Annotated in this window: 15 protein-coding genes; 12 read left to right on the top strand and 3 right to left on the bottom strand. The window is 62.5% G+C overall.

Features of this window, described 5'->3' with window-relative positions:
- Positions 1-366: 366 nt before the first annotated feature.
- Positions 367-915: a type VI secretion system baseplate subunit TssF gene (locus F759_RS45235; protein ID WP_161633336.1), complete on the bottom strand. Its 549-nt coding sequence runs from the start codon at positions 913-915 to the stop codon at positions 367-369.
- Between the two features lie 386 nt (positions 916-1,301).
- Between F759_RS45235 and F759_RS0127940 the strand changes: the two genes are divergently transcribed.
- Positions 1,302-2,444 (top strand): DSD1 family PLP-dependent enzyme, encoded by a 1,143-nt coding sequence (locus F759_RS0127940; protein ID WP_027802770.1) that lies wholly within the window; start codon positions 1,302-1,304, stop codon positions 2,442-2,444.
- A 26-nt stretch (positions 2,445-2,470) separates the two neighbouring features.
- On the opposite strand, the gene hpaR is transcribed toward F759_RS0127940, so the two are convergent.
- Positions 2,471-2,878 carry a homoprotocatechuate degradation operon regulator HpaR gene (gene hpaR, locus F759_RS0127935; RefSeq protein ID WP_020068300.1) on the bottom strand — a complete coding sequence of 136 codons (408 nt, stop codon included), beginning with the start codon at positions 2,876-2,878 and terminating at the stop codon, positions 2,471-2,473.
- Between the two features lie 186 nt (positions 2,879-3,064).
- Between hpaR and F759_RS0127930 the strand changes: the two genes are divergently transcribed.
- The 7 genes from F759_RS0127930 (at position 3,065) to hpaI (ending at position 9,107) form a co-directional block, all read left to right on the top strand.
- A complete protein-coding gene (locus F759_RS0127930) occupies positions 3,065-3,838 on the top strand; it encodes a fumarylacetoacetate hydrolase family protein (RefSeq protein WP_027802768.1) in 774 nt (257 codons plus the stop codon).
- On the top strand, positions 3,835-4,593 hold the full coding sequence (locus F759_RS0127925) for a fumarylacetoacetate hydrolase family protein (protein WP_027802767.1): 759 nt from the start codon (positions 3,835-3,837) through the stop codon (positions 4,591-4,593). The genes F759_RS0127930 and F759_RS0127925 overlap by 4 nt, the downstream gene beginning before the upstream one ends.
- Positions 4,594-4,622: 29 nt before the next feature.
- Complete coding sequence (hpaE, locus tag F759_RS0127920) at positions 4,623-6,080, top strand: 5-carboxymethyl-2-hydroxymuconate semialdehyde dehydrogenase (RefSeq protein ID WP_027802766.1); 1,458 nt, start codon at positions 4,623-4,625, stop codon at positions 6,078-6,080.
- A gap of 62 nt (positions 6,081-6,142) precedes the next feature.
- Positions 6,143-7,006, top strand: a complete 864-nt coding sequence (gene hpaD, locus F759_RS0127915) for a 3,4-dihydroxyphenylacetate 2,3-dioxygenase (RefSeq protein ID WP_027802765.1) — start codon at positions 6,143-6,145, stop codon at positions 7,004-7,006.
- Between the two features lie 21 nt (positions 7,007-7,027).
- Complete coding sequence (locus F759_RS0127910; protein ID WP_027802764.1) at positions 7,028-7,429, top strand: 5-carboxymethyl-2-hydroxymuconate Delta-isomerase; 402 nt, start codon at positions 7,028-7,030, stop codon at positions 7,427-7,429.
- Between the two features lie 62 nt (positions 7,430-7,491).
- Entirely contained in the window at positions 7,492-8,295 is an 804-nt protein-coding gene (gene hpaH, locus F759_RS0127905) for a 2-oxo-hept-4-ene-1,7-dioate hydratase (RefSeq protein WP_027802763.1), read from the top strand.
- An 8-nt stretch (positions 8,296-8,303) separates the two neighbouring features.
- Positions 8,304-9,107: a 4-hydroxy-2-oxoheptanedioate aldolase gene (gene hpaI / locus F759_RS0127900; RefSeq protein WP_027802762.1), complete on the top strand. Its 804-nt coding sequence runs from the start codon at positions 8,304-8,306 to the stop codon at positions 9,105-9,107.
- 100 nt (positions 9,108-9,207) lie between these two features.
- On the opposite strand, the gene F759_RS0127895 is transcribed toward hpaI, so the two are convergent.
- On the bottom strand, positions 9,208-11,541 hold the full coding sequence (locus tag F759_RS0127895; RefSeq protein WP_027802761.1) for a bifunctional diguanylate cyclase/phosphodiesterase: 2,334 nt from the start codon (positions 11,539-11,541) through the stop codon (positions 9,208-9,210).
- 603 nt (positions 11,542-12,144) lie between these two features.
- On the opposite strand from F759_RS0127895, the gene bcsD reads away from it, so the two are divergent.
- The 4 genes from bcsD to bcsA all read left to right on the top strand — a co-directional run bounded on the left by bcsD (position 12,145) and on the right by bcsA (position 16,568).
- Positions 12,145-12,600, top strand: coding sequence for a cellulose biosynthesis protein BcsD (gene bcsD / locus F759_RS0127890; RefSeq protein WP_027802760.1), 456 nt, complete (start codon positions 12,145-12,147; stop codon positions 12,598-12,600).
- A 139-nt stretch (positions 12,601-12,739) separates the two neighbouring features.
- A complete protein-coding gene (bcsP, locus tag F759_RS0127885; protein ID WP_027802759.1) occupies positions 12,740-13,582 on the top strand; it encodes a cellulose biosynthesis protein BcsP in 843 nt (280 codons plus the stop codon).
- Positions 13,579-14,367, top strand: a complete 789-nt coding sequence (gene bcsQ, locus F759_RS0127880) for a cellulose biosynthesis protein BcsQ (protein WP_027802758.1) — start codon at positions 13,579-13,581, stop codon at positions 14,365-14,367. Before bcsP ends, bcsQ begins: the two co-directional genes overlap by 4 nt.
- Positions 14,364-16,568 carry a UDP-forming cellulose synthase catalytic subunit gene (gene bcsA / locus F759_RS0127875; protein WP_027802757.1) on the top strand — a complete coding sequence of 735 codons (2,205 nt, stop codon included), beginning with the start codon at positions 14,364-14,366 and terminating at the stop codon, positions 16,566-16,568. Before bcsQ ends, bcsA begins: the two co-directional genes overlap by 4 nt.
- The last annotated feature ends 1 nt before the right edge of the window (position 16,569 follow it).

The following is a 16,569-nucleotide window of genomic DNA, read 5'->3' as shown; positions in this document are numbered from 1 at the left end:
CCACCTTCGAGCGCGATCTTCACCGTGATCTTCTTGCCGACCAGCCGGTTCACGTCCACCACCTCGTGCATGGCAGATACGTACAGGCCGTTTGCCTCGATGGTCGAGACATCCACCTCGTAGTNGTANAGCCGTCCGAGCTTCTCGGTCCCGCGCAGGCGCGTGGCCACGAAGACCGGCTGCCCGTAGTGTTGCGGCAGCGCGTCACCNGTCACCTCCAGCGCGCGGGTCTGCGTGTTCCAGGCCATCAGTGAATCTCCATCAGAAAATGCCACACGTGCCATCGCGACAATGGCTGACCCTGCGGATTGAGCGTGGCTTCAGGGTCGGGGAAGAATCGTGCAACCCGCAACGAGGGCAGCAGCGTCACATAGTTGCGGTCATGCGGTCGATGCGCATCTGCGAACGTGCAGCCGTCAGGGCGAACGACTCGATCGACCGCTGGACATACGTGCTCACGATCCCGTCTCCCCTCATGCCGAGGCGGTGTCCGGTCCTGGGATGCGCCTGTGCCAATTCGGCGGCAAGTTCGCACATGTAGGGCGGCTCGCGCTGGTAACACTCGACCAGTTCCCGATCCGTGCCGCGCCTTTGCGCGAGCGCCCGACGGTGCCCGTTCGATGCAGCGCAGATGCGTCGGCATAGGGCCCGCTCCCCTTCCCCCGCTCTACCCGGTTCCCGCCGTATGTGTGGCTCATTGCCCTGACCGTTCGTTGCTGTACTTCCCTGCTGATTATGACGAGGCGAGCGCCATGCCGGTATCAGACCAACGCAAGGTTCGCGCAGGAATAGCCAGAAGAAGCATGCGGAAAATTCAGATTGACGTGCGTCAATGCCAGCGTCCCGGCTAGTTCCTGCTGATGCTGCACAACCTGCGTTTTTTTGAGCGTGCGCCTGCCGGCCAGCAACCTGCACCGGGCCGCCGGATCACCGCCGCGCTGCGCGCGCGGCTTTGCCTCGCCAAAGCACAGCCGGATGGCGGCGAGCGCATCGCGCGGCCAGGCTGCGAGCGGCACGTCACGCCATGCGCTTTCCCAAAGCAGCAGCGATTGCGGAAGTGCACACCACGGACAACCCGAGGCCATGTGCGAACAACGCAGTTGCTGAACCAAACGCAACAGACGTTCTCAGAACTTGTGCCTCAACAAAGGAAATTATCGTCAGTCTCGAAACTGAATCTATGATTTTGCGCAGTTGAAGTTGTGCGCATCAATGCAACCTTATAATTGAAGCCTGCCGTGCCACCGCATTTTCGCGCCGCAACTCACAGCCTCCGAACCCGCTCAATTCCCGGTGAAAGCATGAAACTCGAACAGATCGACACGCCCGCGGCCTTGATCGACATCGCACGCATGCAGAAGAACATCGCGCGTATGCAGGCCCATATGAACGCGCTCGGCGTCGCGTTCCGTCCGCATGTGAAAACCACCAAATGTATCGACGTGGTGCGCGCGCAAATCGCGGCCGGCGCGCGCGGCATTACGGTATCGACGCTGAAAGAAGCCGAAGCGTTTCATGCCGCCGGTGTCGACGATATTCTTTACGCGGTCAGCATTGCGCCTTCGAAACTGCCGCGAGCGTTGGCGCTACGCCGCCAGGGCTGCAATCTGAAGCTGGTGGTGGACAACCCCACCGCGGCAGCCGCAATCGCCGCGTTTGGCGATCAGCACGGCGCGACGTTCGAAGTGTGGATCGAAGTGGACACTGACGGACACCGTTCCGGCATCACGCCTGGGCATGAGAACTTGCTCGACGTCGGCAGAATCCTGCATGAGAACGGCATGACGGTCGGCGGTGTGATGACGCACGCGGGCTCCAGTTACGAACTCGACACGACAGAAGCGCTCGCCGCGCTGGCGGAACAGGAGCGCGCTGGCTGCGTTCGCGCAGCGCAGCGCCTGAGAAACGCCGGCATTCCCTGCCCGGAGGTCAGTGTCGGTTCCACACCGACGGCGCTCGCCGCCACGCAACTGGATGGCGTGACGGAAGTACGCGCCGGCGTCTACGTATTCTTCGATCTCGTCATGCACAACGTCGGCGTGTGCGCGCTCGACGACATCGCGTTAAGCGTGCTCGCCACCGTGATCGGTCATCAGGAAGACAAGGGCTGGGCCATTCTCGACGCGGGATGGATGGCCCTGAGCCGCGACCGCGGCACGTCCAGGCAGGCGCACGATTTTGGCTACGGCCAACCGTGTCTGATCAACGGCACGCCGCTCGCCGGCTATGTTGTTAGCGGCGCGAATCAGGAACACGGCATTCTTTCTTCCACGGAAAAAGGCGCGCACGAAGATAACAATGACATTGCACAGCGCTTTCCAATCGGCATGAAACTGCGCGTTCTGCCGAACCACGCATGCGCGACCGGCGCGCAGTTCCCCGAGTACTACGCCGTCGCGCCGGACGGCCAAAGCGTGCCGTGGATGCGTTTTCACGGCTGGTGAGCAACACCGCTCGCGCGCTGCCACTGTCAGTCGTCTTCTTCCTCCAGACCCGCCAGAAGATCGTCGACGGCGCGATAGACCCGCTCGACGATCTCCGGCCCCACCTTGCGCTCGAGCTCGCGATAGTGCGCCTCCAGATCCTTTGAGATCACGCGCACCAGCTCCACGCTCGTGTCGGTTAGCGACACCAGCACGCGGCGCTGATCTTCGGCGAAACGCTCCTTCGTCACGAGTTCCATGCTCTCCATGCGCGCGAGCACGCCCGCCATGCTAGGGCTCGAAATCGTGCAGATGTCGGAGATATGACGCGGCTCCATCGGGCCGTGCTCATTGAGCGCGCGTATCACGCGCCATTGTTGCTCGGTCAAACCATGCGCCGTAATCAATGGACGAAAGCGCTCCATCATTTTTTCTCTGGCGCGCAGCAACAGCATCGGGAGATTGCGGTGCAAGACTCGTGTGGAAGAAGACATAGTGGACGATGATTGAAAGCAGCCGTCGAAGCTTAAGGGAAAACCCGCAATCAGCCGACTGGCTATTGACCCTGGATCATATCAAGCGCAATACTACTAACATGTTAGTGTTTATGCCAAGTATCCATCGGGAGGCACAGTCTGGTTATGTTTGCACTTGCCGATCATCTGCTACATCCGGAGGGCGACGCGTTGCCTCGCGATGTGGATGCGCACGCCGCCGCGGCGCTGCTCGCGCGTGGCGTTGCTTGCCGTCCGCCGGTTTGCGGCGCGGTCTATGGAACACTGCTCAATGACCGTGCCGCGCTAGACGCGCTGGGCGATGCAGTGCACGCCGCCCCCTACGGGTCGCCGCCGAAAGCGCCGGTCCTTTACCTGAAGCCGCGCAACACGCTCGCGGGGCATCGCGCGAAAGTCGTCATACCTGACGATACATTGGGTGTCGAAGTAGGCGCGTCGCTTGGCATCGTGATCGGGCGCACCGCAACGCGCGTGCGCGCGGAACACGCGTTCGGCTACATTGCGGGTTACACAATTGTGGCCGATCTCAGCGTACCGCATGCGAGCGTGTACAGACCGTCGGTGCGCTTTCGTGCGCGCGACGATTTCTGCGTCATCGGTCCCGCCGTTGTCGCGGCGCGGCACGTCGCGAACCCGGACGAACTTGCAATCGAAGTCACGCTTAACGGTGCGCAGACGTTCGCGGCGAACACCGCCTCGTCGATACGTCATGTGGCGCAGCTACTCGCCGATGTCACGGACTTCATGACGCTCGCCGCAGGCGACGTGATCACCCTGGGCGTGCCGCACGGCTCGCCCATCGCGCATATCGGCGACACGGCGACGTTGTCGGTCGGAGCGCTGCCACCGCTTCACGTGTCGTTCGTCGGTTCGACGCAAACACAGGGAGAACAGCAATGATGCGCGGCCGTGTAGCGTATGCAGGCGCGGTTCACGAAGCCTGTCCGCACGCGCAGGGCGTCGTCCTTGCCGACGGACGCGTGTGCCGCGAAGACGAGGTCGTGTGGCTCGCACCCGTTGATGTCGGTACTATCTTCGCGCTCGGTTTGAATTACGCCGACCACGCAAAGGAATTGCAGTTCGGCAAGCAGGAAGAGCCGCTCGTATTCCTCAAGGGACCGGGCACGGTTCTCGGTCATCGCGGCTTCACGCGCCGCCCGGCCGATGTCACCTTCATGCACTACGAGTGCGAGCTCGCTGTCGTAATCGGGCAAACCGCGCGCAACGCGACGCGCGAAAACGCAATGCAGCACGTGGCCGGCTACATGATCGCCAACGACTATGCGATCCGCGACTACCTGGAAAACTACTATCGCCCCAACTTGCGCGTGAAGAATCGCGACGGAGGCACGGTGCTCGGCCCCTGGTTCGTCGATGCAGCCGACATTGAAGACGTGGCGCAACTGGAATTGCGCACGTTCGTCAACGGCACGCTGCAACAGCACGGCAATATACGCGATCTCGTGACCGATATTCCCGCATTGATCGAATATCTGAGCAGCTTCATGACGCTCGCGCCAGGCGACGTGATTCTGACCGGCACGCCGGAGGGCATCGTCAACGTGAATGCGGGCGATGAAGTGGCGTGCGAAATCGACGGCTTGGGCCGTCTCGTCAATACGATTGCATCCGACGCGGACTTCAACCGCGCCTGAGCGGCAGTAAAAAAGTAAGGGACTACGCAATGCGAATCGAACATCTTATCAACGGCAAGACGGGTGCCGCGAAAGACTACTTTGAAACGGTCAATCCGGCGACGCAGGAAGTACTCGCCGAAGTCGCACGCGGTGGTGAGCAAGAAGTCGACGCCGCGGTGCGAGCGGCAAAAGAAGCGTTTCCAGCGTGGGCCGGCAAGCCCGCCGCGGAACGCGCAAGGCTGGTTCGCAAGCTCGGTGAACTGATCGCGAAGAATGTTCCAGATATTTCGGAAGCCGAAACAAAAGATACAGGCCAGACCATTTCTCAGACGCGCAAGCAACTCGTGCCGCGCGCGGCCGACAATTTCAGTTACTTCGCCGAGATGTGCACGCGCGTGGACGGCCATACATACCCCACCAACACGCATCTGAACTACACGCTGTTTCATCCGGTCGGCGTGTGCGCGCTGATTTCGCCGTGGAATGTACCGTTTATGACGGCCACGTGGAAAGTCGCGCCCTGCCTCGCGTTCGGCAATACAGCCGTTCTGAAGATGAGCGAGTTGTCGCCGCTTACCGCGTCGATGCTCGGCAATCTCGCGCTGGAAGCGGGGATTCCCGCTGGCGTGCTAAACGTCGTGCACGGCTTCGGCAAGGAGACCGGCGAGCCGCTCGTCGCGCATCCGGACGTGCACGCAATCTCGTTCACCGGATCGACTGCGACCGGCAACCGCATCGTGCAGACCGCAGGGCTCAAGAAGTTCTCGATGGAACTGGGCGGCAAGTCGCCATTCGTGATTTTCGACGATGCCGATTTCGAACGCGCGCTGGATGCCGCCGTCTTCATGATCTTCTCCAACAACGGCGAACGCTGTACCGCCGGTTCGCGCATTCTCGTGCAGAAGTCGATCTACGCAACGTTCGCCGAGCGCTTTATCGAACGTGCAAAGCGCCTGACGGTGGGCGATCCGCTTTCCGATAGCACAATCGTCGGACCGATGATCAGCCAGGGACATCTCGCGAAAGTGCGCAGCTATATCGAGCTCGGGCCGAAAGAAGGCGCAACGCTCGCATGCGGCGGGCTGGACATGCCTGAGCTGCCCGACTCCATGTGCAAAGGCAACTTCGTGAAGCCCACGGTATTCGTCGATGTCGATAACGGCATGCGTATCGCGCAGGAAGAGATCTTCGGCCCGGTCGCATGCCTGATCCCATTCGACGACGAAGCCGACGCGATCAGGCTCGCAAACGATATCGCCTACGGCTTGTCCAGCTACATCTGGACCGAGAACACGGGGCGCGCGCATCGCGTGGCGGCCGCCGTCGAAGCCGGTATGTGCTTCGTCAACAGCCAGAACGTGCGCGATCTGCGCCAGCCGTTCGGCGGCACGAAGGCATCGGGCGTTGGTCGCGAAGGCGGGACATGGAGCTACGAAGTGTTCCTCGAACCGAAGAACGTGTGCGTGTCGCTGGGTTCCCATCACATTCCGCGCTGGGGCGTCTGACACGCCGGCATTTCACGCGTGAGACGCAACTGCGTCTCGCGACATAGACCAAGGAGACCGCGATGGGCAAGCTCGCGCTGGCAGCAAAAGTGACACACGTGCCGTCGTTATATCTGTCCGAGCTCGACGGTCCGCATAAAGGCTGCCGTCAGCCCGCGATCGACGGCCATCATGAAATCGGCCGGCGTTGCCGCGAACTGGGCGTGGACACGATCGTCGTATTCGACGTGCACTGGCTCGTCAATAGCGAGTACCACATCAATTGCGCGCCGAAATTCGAAGGCGTTTACACGAGCAATGAACTGCCTCATTTTATCAAGAACATGCCGTATGCGTATCCCGGCAATGTCGGGCTCGGCAATCTGATGGCGGAAGTCGCGAACGAAATGGGCGTGAAAAGCCGCGCGCATAGCGAGACCACACTCGAACTCGAATACGGCACGCTGGTGCCGATGCGCTATATGAACGGCGATCAGCATTTCAAGGCGGTGTCGGTAGCGGGCTGGTGCATGTGGCACGACCTTGAAACGAGCGCGCGCTTTGGCGTAGCGGTGCGCAAGGCGATCGAAGAGCGTTATGACGGCACTGTGGCGATTCTCGCGAGCGGTTCGCTCAGTCACCACTTTGCCAACAACGGCACGGCCGAGCAGTTTATGCACAAGGTCTGGAGTCCCTTTCTCGAACAGATGGACCGCAGAGTGGTCGACTTATGGGAGGCCGGTGACTGGAAAACCTTCTGTGAAATGCTGCCGCTTTATAGCGAGAAATGTTGGGGTGAAGGCGGCATGCACGATACGGCGATGCTGCTAGGCGCGCTCGGCTGGGACCGCTATGACGGCAAAGTGGAAGTCGTCACGCCATATTTCGGCAGTTCGGGAACCGGGCAGATCAATGCGATTTTCCCGGTCACTGAACTGCCCGCCTGAGATCGATCGAAGGAGTCTACCGTGCCGCATTTGACACTCGAGTACAGCGCGAATCTCGCTGACGCAGAAAGTATCGGCCGTCTGTGCAATACGCTCGCTCAATGCCTCGCCGCACAGCGCGATAACGAAGTGCGTGTCTATCCGCTCGGCGGCATTCGCGTACGCGCGCTGCGCTGTGAACACTATTGCATTGCCGATGGACGCGCCGACGCAGCATTTCTGCATGCGAACCTGAAGATTGCCGCGGGCCGTTCGGATCTCATCAAGAAGGCAACCGGCGACGCATTGTTCGAACTCATCAAGCAGCACTTCGCCGATGAATTCGAACAGAGCGGGCTCGCGTTGTCGCTGGAAATCAACGAATTCAGCGAAGCCGGTACATGGAAGCACAACAACCTGCATGCGCGGCTCAAAGCGCAATAGCGACCCGGAACCAGCCAAAAAAAAGCCGCAAGCAGCCCGCATCGGCTCAAAGAGAACCCATCATGCTAGACCAGCAAACTATTCGCGAGCTCGCCGCGCAACTCGATAACGCGGAGAAAACCCGCACGCAATTGCGCCACTTTTCCGCGGCCTATCCGCACATGACCGTCGAAGACGGTTACGCGATCCAGCGCGAATGGGTCAAGCTCAAGCTCGCCGAGGGACACGTGATCAAGGGGCGCAAGATCGGCCTCACGTCACGCGCGATGCAGCGTTCGTCGCAGATCGACGAGCCGGACTATGCGCCGCTACTCGACAGCATGTTTATCGAAAACGGTCAGGACATTCGCGCAGACCGCTTCATTGCGCCGCGCGTGGAAGTCGAATTGGCGTTCGTGTTGAGCAAGCCGCTCAAGGGCCCAGGTGTCACGCTCTTCGATGTGCTCGATGCAACCGCTTACGTCACGCCAGCTGTGGAGATTATCGACGCGCGCATCGAGCAATTCGATCGTGAGACGCGTGCGCCGCGCAAGGTCTACGACACGATCTCCGACTTCGCGGCCAATGCGGGCATCGTGCTGGGCGGACGGCCCATTCGTCCGATGGACGTGGATCTGCGGTGGGTCGGCGCGTTGCTTTACAAGAACGGCGCCGTCGAAGAAAGCGGACTCGCGGCGGCCGTATTGAATCACCCGGCTACGGGCGTTGCATGGCTCGCCAACAAGATCGCCCCTTACGATGAAATGCTCAACGCAAACGACGTGATCCTCAGCGGTTCGTTCACGAGCCCGATTACCGCCAAGGCCGGCGACACTTTTCACGTCGACTATGGTCCGCTCGGCGGCATCGGCCTGAACTTCATTTGAGTACACACATGTCCGTGCCACAGAACACATTTAAACGCGCACTGCGCGAAAGTACGCCGCAATTCGGCCTTTGGGCCGCGCTTGCCGACGCGTACGTGACCGAATTGCTCGCCACAGCCGGTTTCGACTGGCTGCTGATCGACAACGAGCACGCGCCGAACGACGTGCGCAGCACACTTGCGCAATTGCAGGCGGTGGCGGCTTATGCGTCGCATCCGGTGGTGCGCCCGGTGCGAAGCGATAGCGCGTTGATCAAACAGTTGCTCGACATCGGCGCGCAGACTCTGTTGCTGCCGATGATCGACACCGCCGAACAGGCCGCTGACGCCGTTGCGGCAACGCGTTATCCGCCTCAGGGCATTCGCGGCGTGGGTAGCGCATTGGCGCGCGCTTCGCGCTGGAATCGCATACCCGACTATCTGAACAAGGCCGCTGACCAACTGTGTGTGCTCGTGCAGGTCGAGAGCATGCAAGGCATGCAGAACTTGCCGGCGATCGCCGCGGTGGACGGCGTCGATGGTGTCTTTTTCGGCCCCGCTGATTTGAGCGCGTCGATGGGCCTGCTTGGAAAGCCGGGCGATGCCAGCGTGCGCGAGGCGATTCGCGGCGGCATCGAAAGCGTGCGGCGCGCGGGTAAGGCGGCGGGCGTGCTCGCGCCGGATCGGACAATCGCCGAAGAATATCTCGCAGCGGGCGCTACGTTTGTGGCGGTCGGGACGGATACCGGTTTGCTAAGCCGCGCGGCGGCGGATCTGGCGAGTTCGTATAAGGGGAATGTGCAGGCGGGGGCAGGGGCGAAGGGCGGGTATTAGAAATACAGAAATACAGAAATACAGAAATACAGAAATACAGAAATACGCCCAAAGAGTAAAGCCGAGGCGCCAAGGCGCGTCAACATCACGGCCCGAAGCCTCATTCCCCCGCCGGCCACGGCAACCCTTGCGCCGACCAATCCAGTTCGACGCCAATCACCGAACGCTCATCTGCGAACTGCACGGCCAGCGTCACCGCAATACACGGTCTGCCGCTTGCAAGCGAAAGATAAGGATTGCTGGCGATTGCCACACCCGGCAACAGAACCGCATTGCGATAGTAGGGCCGATGATCCCAGCGCGCGTCCCGGGGATTGGCCACCGGATGCAGCGACGCGCCTTCCATGCTCCACGCCGGCCCCGGCACTTCGGGACCCACCTGGCGTCCGCAGGCGTCGAGAATGAAGCAGCTCACGCAACGCTCGAACGTCGCGAGAGAGGCGAACGCGCGATTCATCTTGAGGCCCGCACGCAATGCATCCGCAGCCTCGCGCAACGCGACGCGGTACGGCTCGACCACCGATTCGAACAACGCATGCTGATGCGCGCGGCCCTGCGCGATCACGTCGAATGCATCGTCGATTCGCAGATGCACCGAGCCTGGCGGCGCAATCTGCGCTGCGGGCCGCCCGAGCAGATAGCCTTGCGCGAAGTCCACGTTCGATTCGACCGCGAGAATCAGCTCCTCGGTTGTTTCCACCCCTTCCACCACGACCAGCATGCCCGCCTGATGCAACAGCGACACCAGCTTCGGCAAGATCGGCTGTTCGGTGCCGTGCCCCGTCGCGCGTATCAGTTCACCGTCGAGCTTGACGATGTCCGGACGGATGCGCAGCAGCCGGTCGAGGTTCGATTGGCCGGCGCCGAAGTCATCGACAGCGATCAGGAAACCGTGTTCGCGGTACAAGGCCGCCGCGCGCGACATCTCGTCGACACTGCCGCCGTGCGATTCCAGAATCTCCAGAATCACCTGTTCGGTGACGAGCCCTACCCTTCGAACAATCGCGGCGAGTTCATCGGCATAACCCTCGGCGACGAACGTGGCCGGCAGAATGTTGAGGAACAGCCAGCCGTCCGCGGGCAGCGACGCGCGCGCGTTGGCCAGATGCACGGCGTGGCTCGCGCGGTCGAGCACGCCTTCGTCGCTGGACGGCTTGGGCGCGAACAGCACCGCGGGCGGCAGCAGCGTGCCGTCGTCGAGTTCGCCGCGCAACAGCGCCTCGAATCCGACCTGCTTCTGATGCGAGAGGCTGAAGAGCGGCTGAAAATGCGAGGTCAGGTAATAGTCTTCCCACCTATGTCGCGAGCCGGTCGCGCGAGCCGCGCCGCAGGCGTCCTCGATCAGCAGTTGCAGCGGCGCGTCGGGCAGCGGGCGCTCCGCACACACGCGGTTTCTGCCGGAATGCTTGGCGCGCAGCAAAGCTTCATCGGCGCGGTCGAGCAGCACCATGATGTTTTCGCCGCCGCGATGCTCGGCCACGCCGAAACTTGCAGTCAGATTACCGTCCGGGCGCTCGATTGCGGCAATCGCGCTGCGCAGCCGCTCGGCAAGGCGCAGCGCGCCGCTAAGGCCGTCGCACAGCAGCACGGCGAATTCCTCGCCGCCGATCCGGCTCACGCTGTCGGTCGCCGCTGTTCCGTCCAGCAGCACTTGTGCGACCTCGCGCAATGCAAGGTCGCCTACCGCATGACCGAACCCGTCGTTCAGAGACTTGAAGTTGTCGATGTCGAGAAAGATCGCGCTCACCTGCCCGCTCTGCGCCCCGTCGGCAAGACGCCGCTCCGCCTGGGCAACGAACGCGCGGCGGTTTTGCAGCCCGGTCAGCGGATCGGTGGCTGCCAGTTGAGCCAACTGGTCCTCGAGCAGAAAGTGATTGCGCCGGAACGAGTAGAAGCCGAAATGAAACACGACGGAGGTCGGCAAGCCAATCGCCGCGACCCACATCCACACGACGATATCGACATCGGACGTGCGCGGCGCGCCTAGCAGCATCGCGATCGCCGTTGCATAGAAAAGCGCGCTGCCGACGAAAAAATGCGTCGGCGTGAGCCACAACGGCGCGGCGCAAACCGGGATCACGACCATCGCCGGCAGCGTCCACAGCAGCGGTTGCTGCACGCCGGCAACGTTCAGCGCGAGCCCGCCTACCAGCGCGAGCGAGAATGCAACGCCAATCGCGCCGAAGGTCCACGTCGACTTCGCATGCGGAATCGCCAGCACCAGCAGAGCCAGCACGAGCGCGCAGCCAAGCCGGTAGGCGAGCGGCTGCGCCGGTGCATCGGTGAAGCCGCGCGCCACCACGAGACAGAGAAACGCGACGACCGTGAACGCCATTGTCACGGTCGACAGCGGACGCTGATGTTCCAGCGAGCGCTGGTGAAAGCGCTTGCGCAGGCCGGCATCGGAGGAGTGCTGCGGCGAAGTGAGGAGCATGGGATGGCTAGCAGGCGGGTCCGGTCACTCTATCCATGAATATCGGCAAAAGTCTGATGAATATTTAGCCCTTCGGGAAGATTCGGCAATAAATACATGTCCCGCATCGAGCGAACAACGCGGGACGCGCCGATTGACGCGGCATATGCGTTTTCGCTTACAGCGGTGGGCGGGCTTCGCGATGATACCGTAGGCTCCGGAAATTAATTCCGGTTACTAGTGACCTGTAAGGCGGCGGCCGCCCAGTGCAACAGGCACGTACGAAGAATAAAGCTCAAACAACGATGGATACGGCCGTTAAACAGGAGCCCGCTTCTGATTGGAACGTCGAAGGGCTCGCTGGAGCGCCCGCGACCCCTAGGCCGACGCAAGTGTTGCAAATTTGCCCGCAGGAAAGGGGCGCATGTATCGGACAGCTGACCGAAAGTGGCTAAATGTTAATGTCTTAAGTAGACTGCTCCGAAGTGTGCGGCAGCGCCTGGTAATCCGGTAAAAATTAGCCTTCGCCCGGACAACGCCCGATTTACACGAGCACCTTTCCTGCACCCGGGCCCTCGGCGTCTGTTTGACCCGGCTCGCATCGACGGCCTTTTTCCAGAACACATGCCTCCAATTCTCGATTACCTGCTCGAACGCCAGATGTCGCCGCAATGGCGAGGCATGCTTAGCGCCTTGGCCTCGGAGTTCGAGGCGCAAATCGGCCGCGATGAACTGCGTCAACTGATGCACCGCGTGGGCAGCCGCTTTGCCGCCGCCCATCCACTGCCCGCTTGCGATTCGACCGCGGATCTCGCGCGGACCTTGAATGCGCGCTGGCAGGAAATCGATTGGGGATACGTCGAACTGGCGGACGAGGCCGAGTCGCTGCGCATCGTCCATTACTGCGCGCCGCTGCCGGCATTCGGCAACGACGCGCTCGCCTGGACCCCGGCGTTTCTCGAGGGCGCGTATCAGACGTGGTTGAGCGCGCTTGGCGCGCAGGGTTTGTCGGTCGCCCAAACCAGCGAGTATGCGGACGATACGGCGCTCGAGTTCCGTCTCGGCCGTCATGCGGCGTGATGCGAGAACAGGAAGCAGGATCGAACTGCGCGCACGACCAGTGCGCGCGAGCAACAGACGGCCTGGTTGGGCATTGGTTTTGCGCCGCGACCGAAGGTCGGGACCGGGCAACGCAAGTCACGAAAAGAATGGCGGCATCATGAGTTCATCAAGCGACATCGAAAAATTATTCGATCATTTCGGCGGAGACGCCAATGCGTACCAGGAGATCGGCCGCGAGAACGAGGCGCACTCCGCGCGCACGCGCTGGCCGCTGCTGGTGACGCTCGATCTTAAACAGCCGCCGATTCCCGCCATCGGGCAGCGCGCGCTGGCAAAACCTCAAGCGGTGGCCGACGAGGCCGCCTCGGTGACCGGCGAACGTCAGGACATCGCCGCACCCAAAGACGCCGCCTCTGTTACGCGGGCGAAGGCGCCGCTTTTCACGCGCTCGCATCGGCGTGACATTCCGCCAGTTGCCGTTGCGGCGCCGCCGCCGGCCATGCCGCGCGGCGCATCGCGCTTCGGTGCGGTTGAAACGGACAATGCGGCTGGGAAGGTCGGCGCTACGGTGCCGCCAGCGACACCTACTGCGTCGGCTATTGCTGCTGCGAGCATAGCGCCCGTAGTCGAGGCGCGAACGCCCGCCGCTGCCACGGCACGGGCGCAAGCACCGACAACTGTCCGCATCCCGCCGGGCGCCGCCGCGACGCATCAGGTCACGCCGACGTCCACGCCCGCGCGCCCCGCCATGCCCACGGAGCACGTCACGCCTGCGCCCACGGCCACGGCCACGCCCGCGCAACAACCGACGTCGATCCTCGGCAAACTGTTCGCCCCGCAAGTACCACCTGCGCCGCCGCGCACGTCCGCGCCCGTCACGCAACCCGTCCCGCTGCAATCGCTATTCGATCGCTTGCGCGGCACCGCCGCCGCGTCAGCGGGCGCCGCCGGACACGCCGCCCCCCACTCGTGGCTCGTCAACGGCCCTCGTCGCTCATGAAAGTCATCGCGGTAGTGTCCGCCAAGGGCGGCGTCGGCAAGACGACCCTCGCCGCGAATCTCGCGTCCGTGCTGGCCGCGGGCGGGCGACGCGTGATCGCGCTCGACCTCGATCCGCAGAACGCGCTGCGCCTGCACTTCGGCGTGCCGCTCGACAGCATCGACGGCCTTTCGCGCGCCACGTTGACGGGCGACGCATGGCAGTCGGTCATGTTCGACGGCGTCGACGGCGTGACCGTGCTGCCCTACGGCGCAGTGCTCGAAGACGACCGCCGCCGCTTCGAGGCGCATGTCGACCAGGACCCGCTGTGGCTCGCGCACGCGTTGCGGACCTTGCGGCTCGATGCCTCCGACATCGTGGTCGTCGACACGCCGCCGGGTTCGTCCGCTTATGTGCGCGCTGCATTGTGCGCGGCCAGCTTCGCGCTGAACGTGGTGCTCGCCGATGCCGCTTCTTACGCGGCGATCCCGCAGATGGAGCGGCTGATCGACACCTACGCGACGCCGCGCGCCGAATTCGGCGGCGTCGGCTACGTGGTGAACCAGATCGACCAGTCGCGCCAGTTGACCAAGGACGTGCTTAAAGTGCTGCGCCAGATGCTGGGCGAGAAGCTCTTTCCAGGCGTGATCCATCTCGACGAAGGCGTGAGCGAAGCGCTCGCCTGCGACACCACGCTCATTCACTACGATCCGCTCAGCCAGGCCGCCGCCGACCTCCGCGCCTGCGGCACCTGGCTCATGTCGGCGCTCGATGCGATTGCTGTCTCGCCAAGGAATGTCGCATGAGCACACCTCAGTCCGAGGGCATCGAAGCGCTAGAACCGTCGCGGCTCGAAGGTTTCGTCGACGCACGCTTCTGGAACAGCCGCATCGTCACCGGTCTCGTCACGCTGCTCGCGCTCGTGATGCTGTACTTCGTGTTCACGGTGCCGCTCGCTTTCTATGAGCAGTTGACCTTTGCCACCTGCTGCTTCATCACCGCGCTGCTGTTTCGCCGTCTGCAAGGCCGTTACGCGACGATGGTGATGATCATGCTCTCGGTGGTCACGTCGGGCCGCTATATGTATTGGCGCCTCACGTCGACGACTTACTGGGAGCATCCGCTCGACGCCGCATGGGGTCTGCTGCTCGTGTCGGCCGAAGTCTATTCGACGCTCGTGCTGCTGCTCGGCTACTTTCAGACCGCGTGGCCGCTCAAGCGCAAGCCGATGCCGCTGCCGGCCTCGCGCGACGAATGGCCGACCGTCGACGTCTTAATTCCCACCTATAACGAGCCGCTTTCAGTGGTCAAGCCGACCATCTACGCAGCGCTCGCGCTCGACTATCCGGCCGAGAAACTGTCCATCCACGTGCTCGACGACGGCCGCCGTCCCGAGTTCAAGGCGTTCTGCGAGGAAGTCGGCGTCAACTGGACGATCCGCACGCACAATCGTCACGCGAAGGCCGGCAACATCAACGAGGCGCTGAAGATCACGCAGGGCGAATACCTCGCCATTTTCGACTGCGATCACATTCCGACCCGCTCGTTCCTGCAGATCGGCCTCGGCTGGTTCCTGCGCGACAAGCTGCTGTCGATGCTGCAAACGCCGCACCACTTCTTCTCCGCCGATCCGTTCGAGCGCAATCTCGGCACGTTCCGCAAAGTGCCGAACGAAGGCGAGTTGTTCTACGGACTCGTGCAGGACGGCAACGATCTGTGGAACGCGACCTTCTTCTGCGGTTCTTGCGCGCTCTTACGCCGGACGATGGTGGAAGAAATCGGCGGCATCGCTGTCGAAACCGTCACCGAAGACGCACACACGGCGCTAAAGCTGCACCGCCTCGGCTACACCACTGCCTATCTGGCGATTCCGCAAGCCGCGGGGCTCGCGACCGAAAGCCTGTCAGGCCACATCGGCCAGCGAATCCGCTGGGCGCGCGGCATGACGCAAATCTTCCGGATCGACAATCCGCTCACCGGGAAAGGCCTCAAGTTCGGCCAGCGGCTTTGCTATCTGAACGCGATGATGCACTTCTTCTACGGCATCCCGCGTCTTGTGTTCCTCACAGCGCCGCTGTCGTATCTGTTCTTCGGCGCGCACGTGATCGAGGCCGCCGCGAGCACCATCGCAATCTATGCGCTGCCGCACATGATGCACGCGAGCATCACCAATTCGCGCATGCAGCGCTCGTTTCGCCATTCGTTCTGGGCCGAGGTGTATGAATCGGTGCTGGCGTCGTACATTACCGCGCCCACCTTGCTCGCGCTCATCAACCCGAAGCTCGGCAAGTTCAACGTGACGGCCAAGGGCGGCCAGATCGAGAAGAACTACTTCGACTGGGCGATCTCGCGGCCGTATCTGTTCCTGCTGCTGCTGAACCTGATCGGCTTCTGCGTGGGCGTCGTGCATATCTATCTGAACTGGCATACGCGCAGCGTCGTGCAGACCACCGTGCTGAACCTCGGCTGGACCACGTACAACATGCTGATTCTCGGCGCGAGCGTGGCCGCCGCGAGCGAACGGCGGCAGATTCGCGCGGTGCACCGCGTGGCGATGGAAATGCCCGTGATGCTCAAGTTCTCGACGGGCCGCACGCTCGCATGCAAAACGATCGACTACTCGGAAGGCGGCGTGGGCGTCGCGCTGCCCGCCGCCATTCAGGTGCCGATGCACGAGCGCGTCACCGTGTCGCTCTTTCGCGGCGATGAGGAATACACGTTCCCGGCGACGGTTGGTTTCACGGCGCCTGGCCGCGTGGGCCTGCGCTTCTCCGCGATGACCCGCGAGCAGGAATACGAGTTCGTCAAGACCACGTTTGCACGCGCCGACGCCTGGACCGGCTGGGCCGAAGGACGCCAGCAGGACACGCCGTTGCGCGGCCTCTCGCACGTGCTGACGGTCGGCGCACGCGGCATCGCGGGCCTCTTCGAGCACCTTTACAACGACCTGCGAAGCTCGATGAAAAGCCGTCCGGTGGACGTCAAGAAGCTAAAGACCAAAGACTGAT

Origin of the sequence: Paraburkholderia dilworthii (assembly GCF_000472525.1) — a bacterium.
Lineage (GTDB): Bacteria > Pseudomonadota > Gammaproteobacteria > Burkholderiales > Burkholderiaceae > Paraburkholderia > Paraburkholderia dilworthii.
Note: the sequence above shows the minus strand (reverse complement) of the source record. Positions and strands in the feature narration are given on the sequence as shown.

Coding starts and splice junctions, on each gene's coding strand:
- F759_RS0127940 (WP_027802770.1), top strand. CDS start 1,302: ATGAAACTCGAACAGATCGACACGCCCGCGGCCTTGATCGACATCGCA.
- hpaR (WP_020068300.1), bottom strand. CDS start 2,878: ATGCTGTTGCTGCGCGCCAGAGAAAAAATGATGGAGCGCTTTCGTCCA.
- F759_RS0127930 (WP_027802768.1), top strand. CDS start 3,065: ATGTTTGCACTTGCCGATCATCTGCTACATCCGGAGGGCGACGCGTTG.
- F759_RS0127925 (WP_027802767.1), top strand. CDS start 3,835: ATGATGCGCGGCCGTGTAGCGTATGCAGGCGCGGTTCACGAAGCCTGT.
- hpaE (WP_027802766.1), top strand. CDS start 4,623: ATGCGAATCGAACATCTTATCAACGGCAAGACGGGTGCCGCGAAAGAC.
- hpaD (WP_027802765.1), top strand. CDS start 6,143: ATGGGCAAGCTCGCGCTGGCAGCAAAAGTGACACACGTGCCGTCGTTA.
- hpaH (WP_027802763.1), top strand. CDS start 7,492: ATGCTAGACCAGCAAACTATTCGCGAGCTCGCCGCGCAACTCGATAAC.
- hpaI (WP_027802762.1), top strand. CDS start 8,304: ATGTCCGTGCCACAGAACACATTTAAACGCGCACTGCGCGAAAGTACG.
- F759_RS0127895 (WP_027802761.1), bottom strand. CDS start 11,541: ATGCTCCTCACTTCGCCGCAGCACTCCTCCGATGCCGGCCTGCGCAAG.
- bcsD (WP_027802760.1), top strand. CDS start 12,145: ATGCCTCCAATTCTCGATTACCTGCTCGAACGCCAGATGTCGCCGCAA.
- bcsP (WP_027802759.1), top strand. CDS start 12,740: ATGAGTTCATCAAGCGACATCGAAAAATTATTCGATCATTTCGGCGGA.
- bcsQ (WP_027802758.1), top strand. CDS start 13,579: ATGAAAGTCATCGCGGTAGTGTCCGCCAAGGGCGGCGTCGGCAAGACG.
- bcsA (WP_027802757.1), top strand. CDS start 14,364: ATGAGCACACCTCAGTCCGAGGGCATCGAAGCGCTAGAACCGTCGCGG.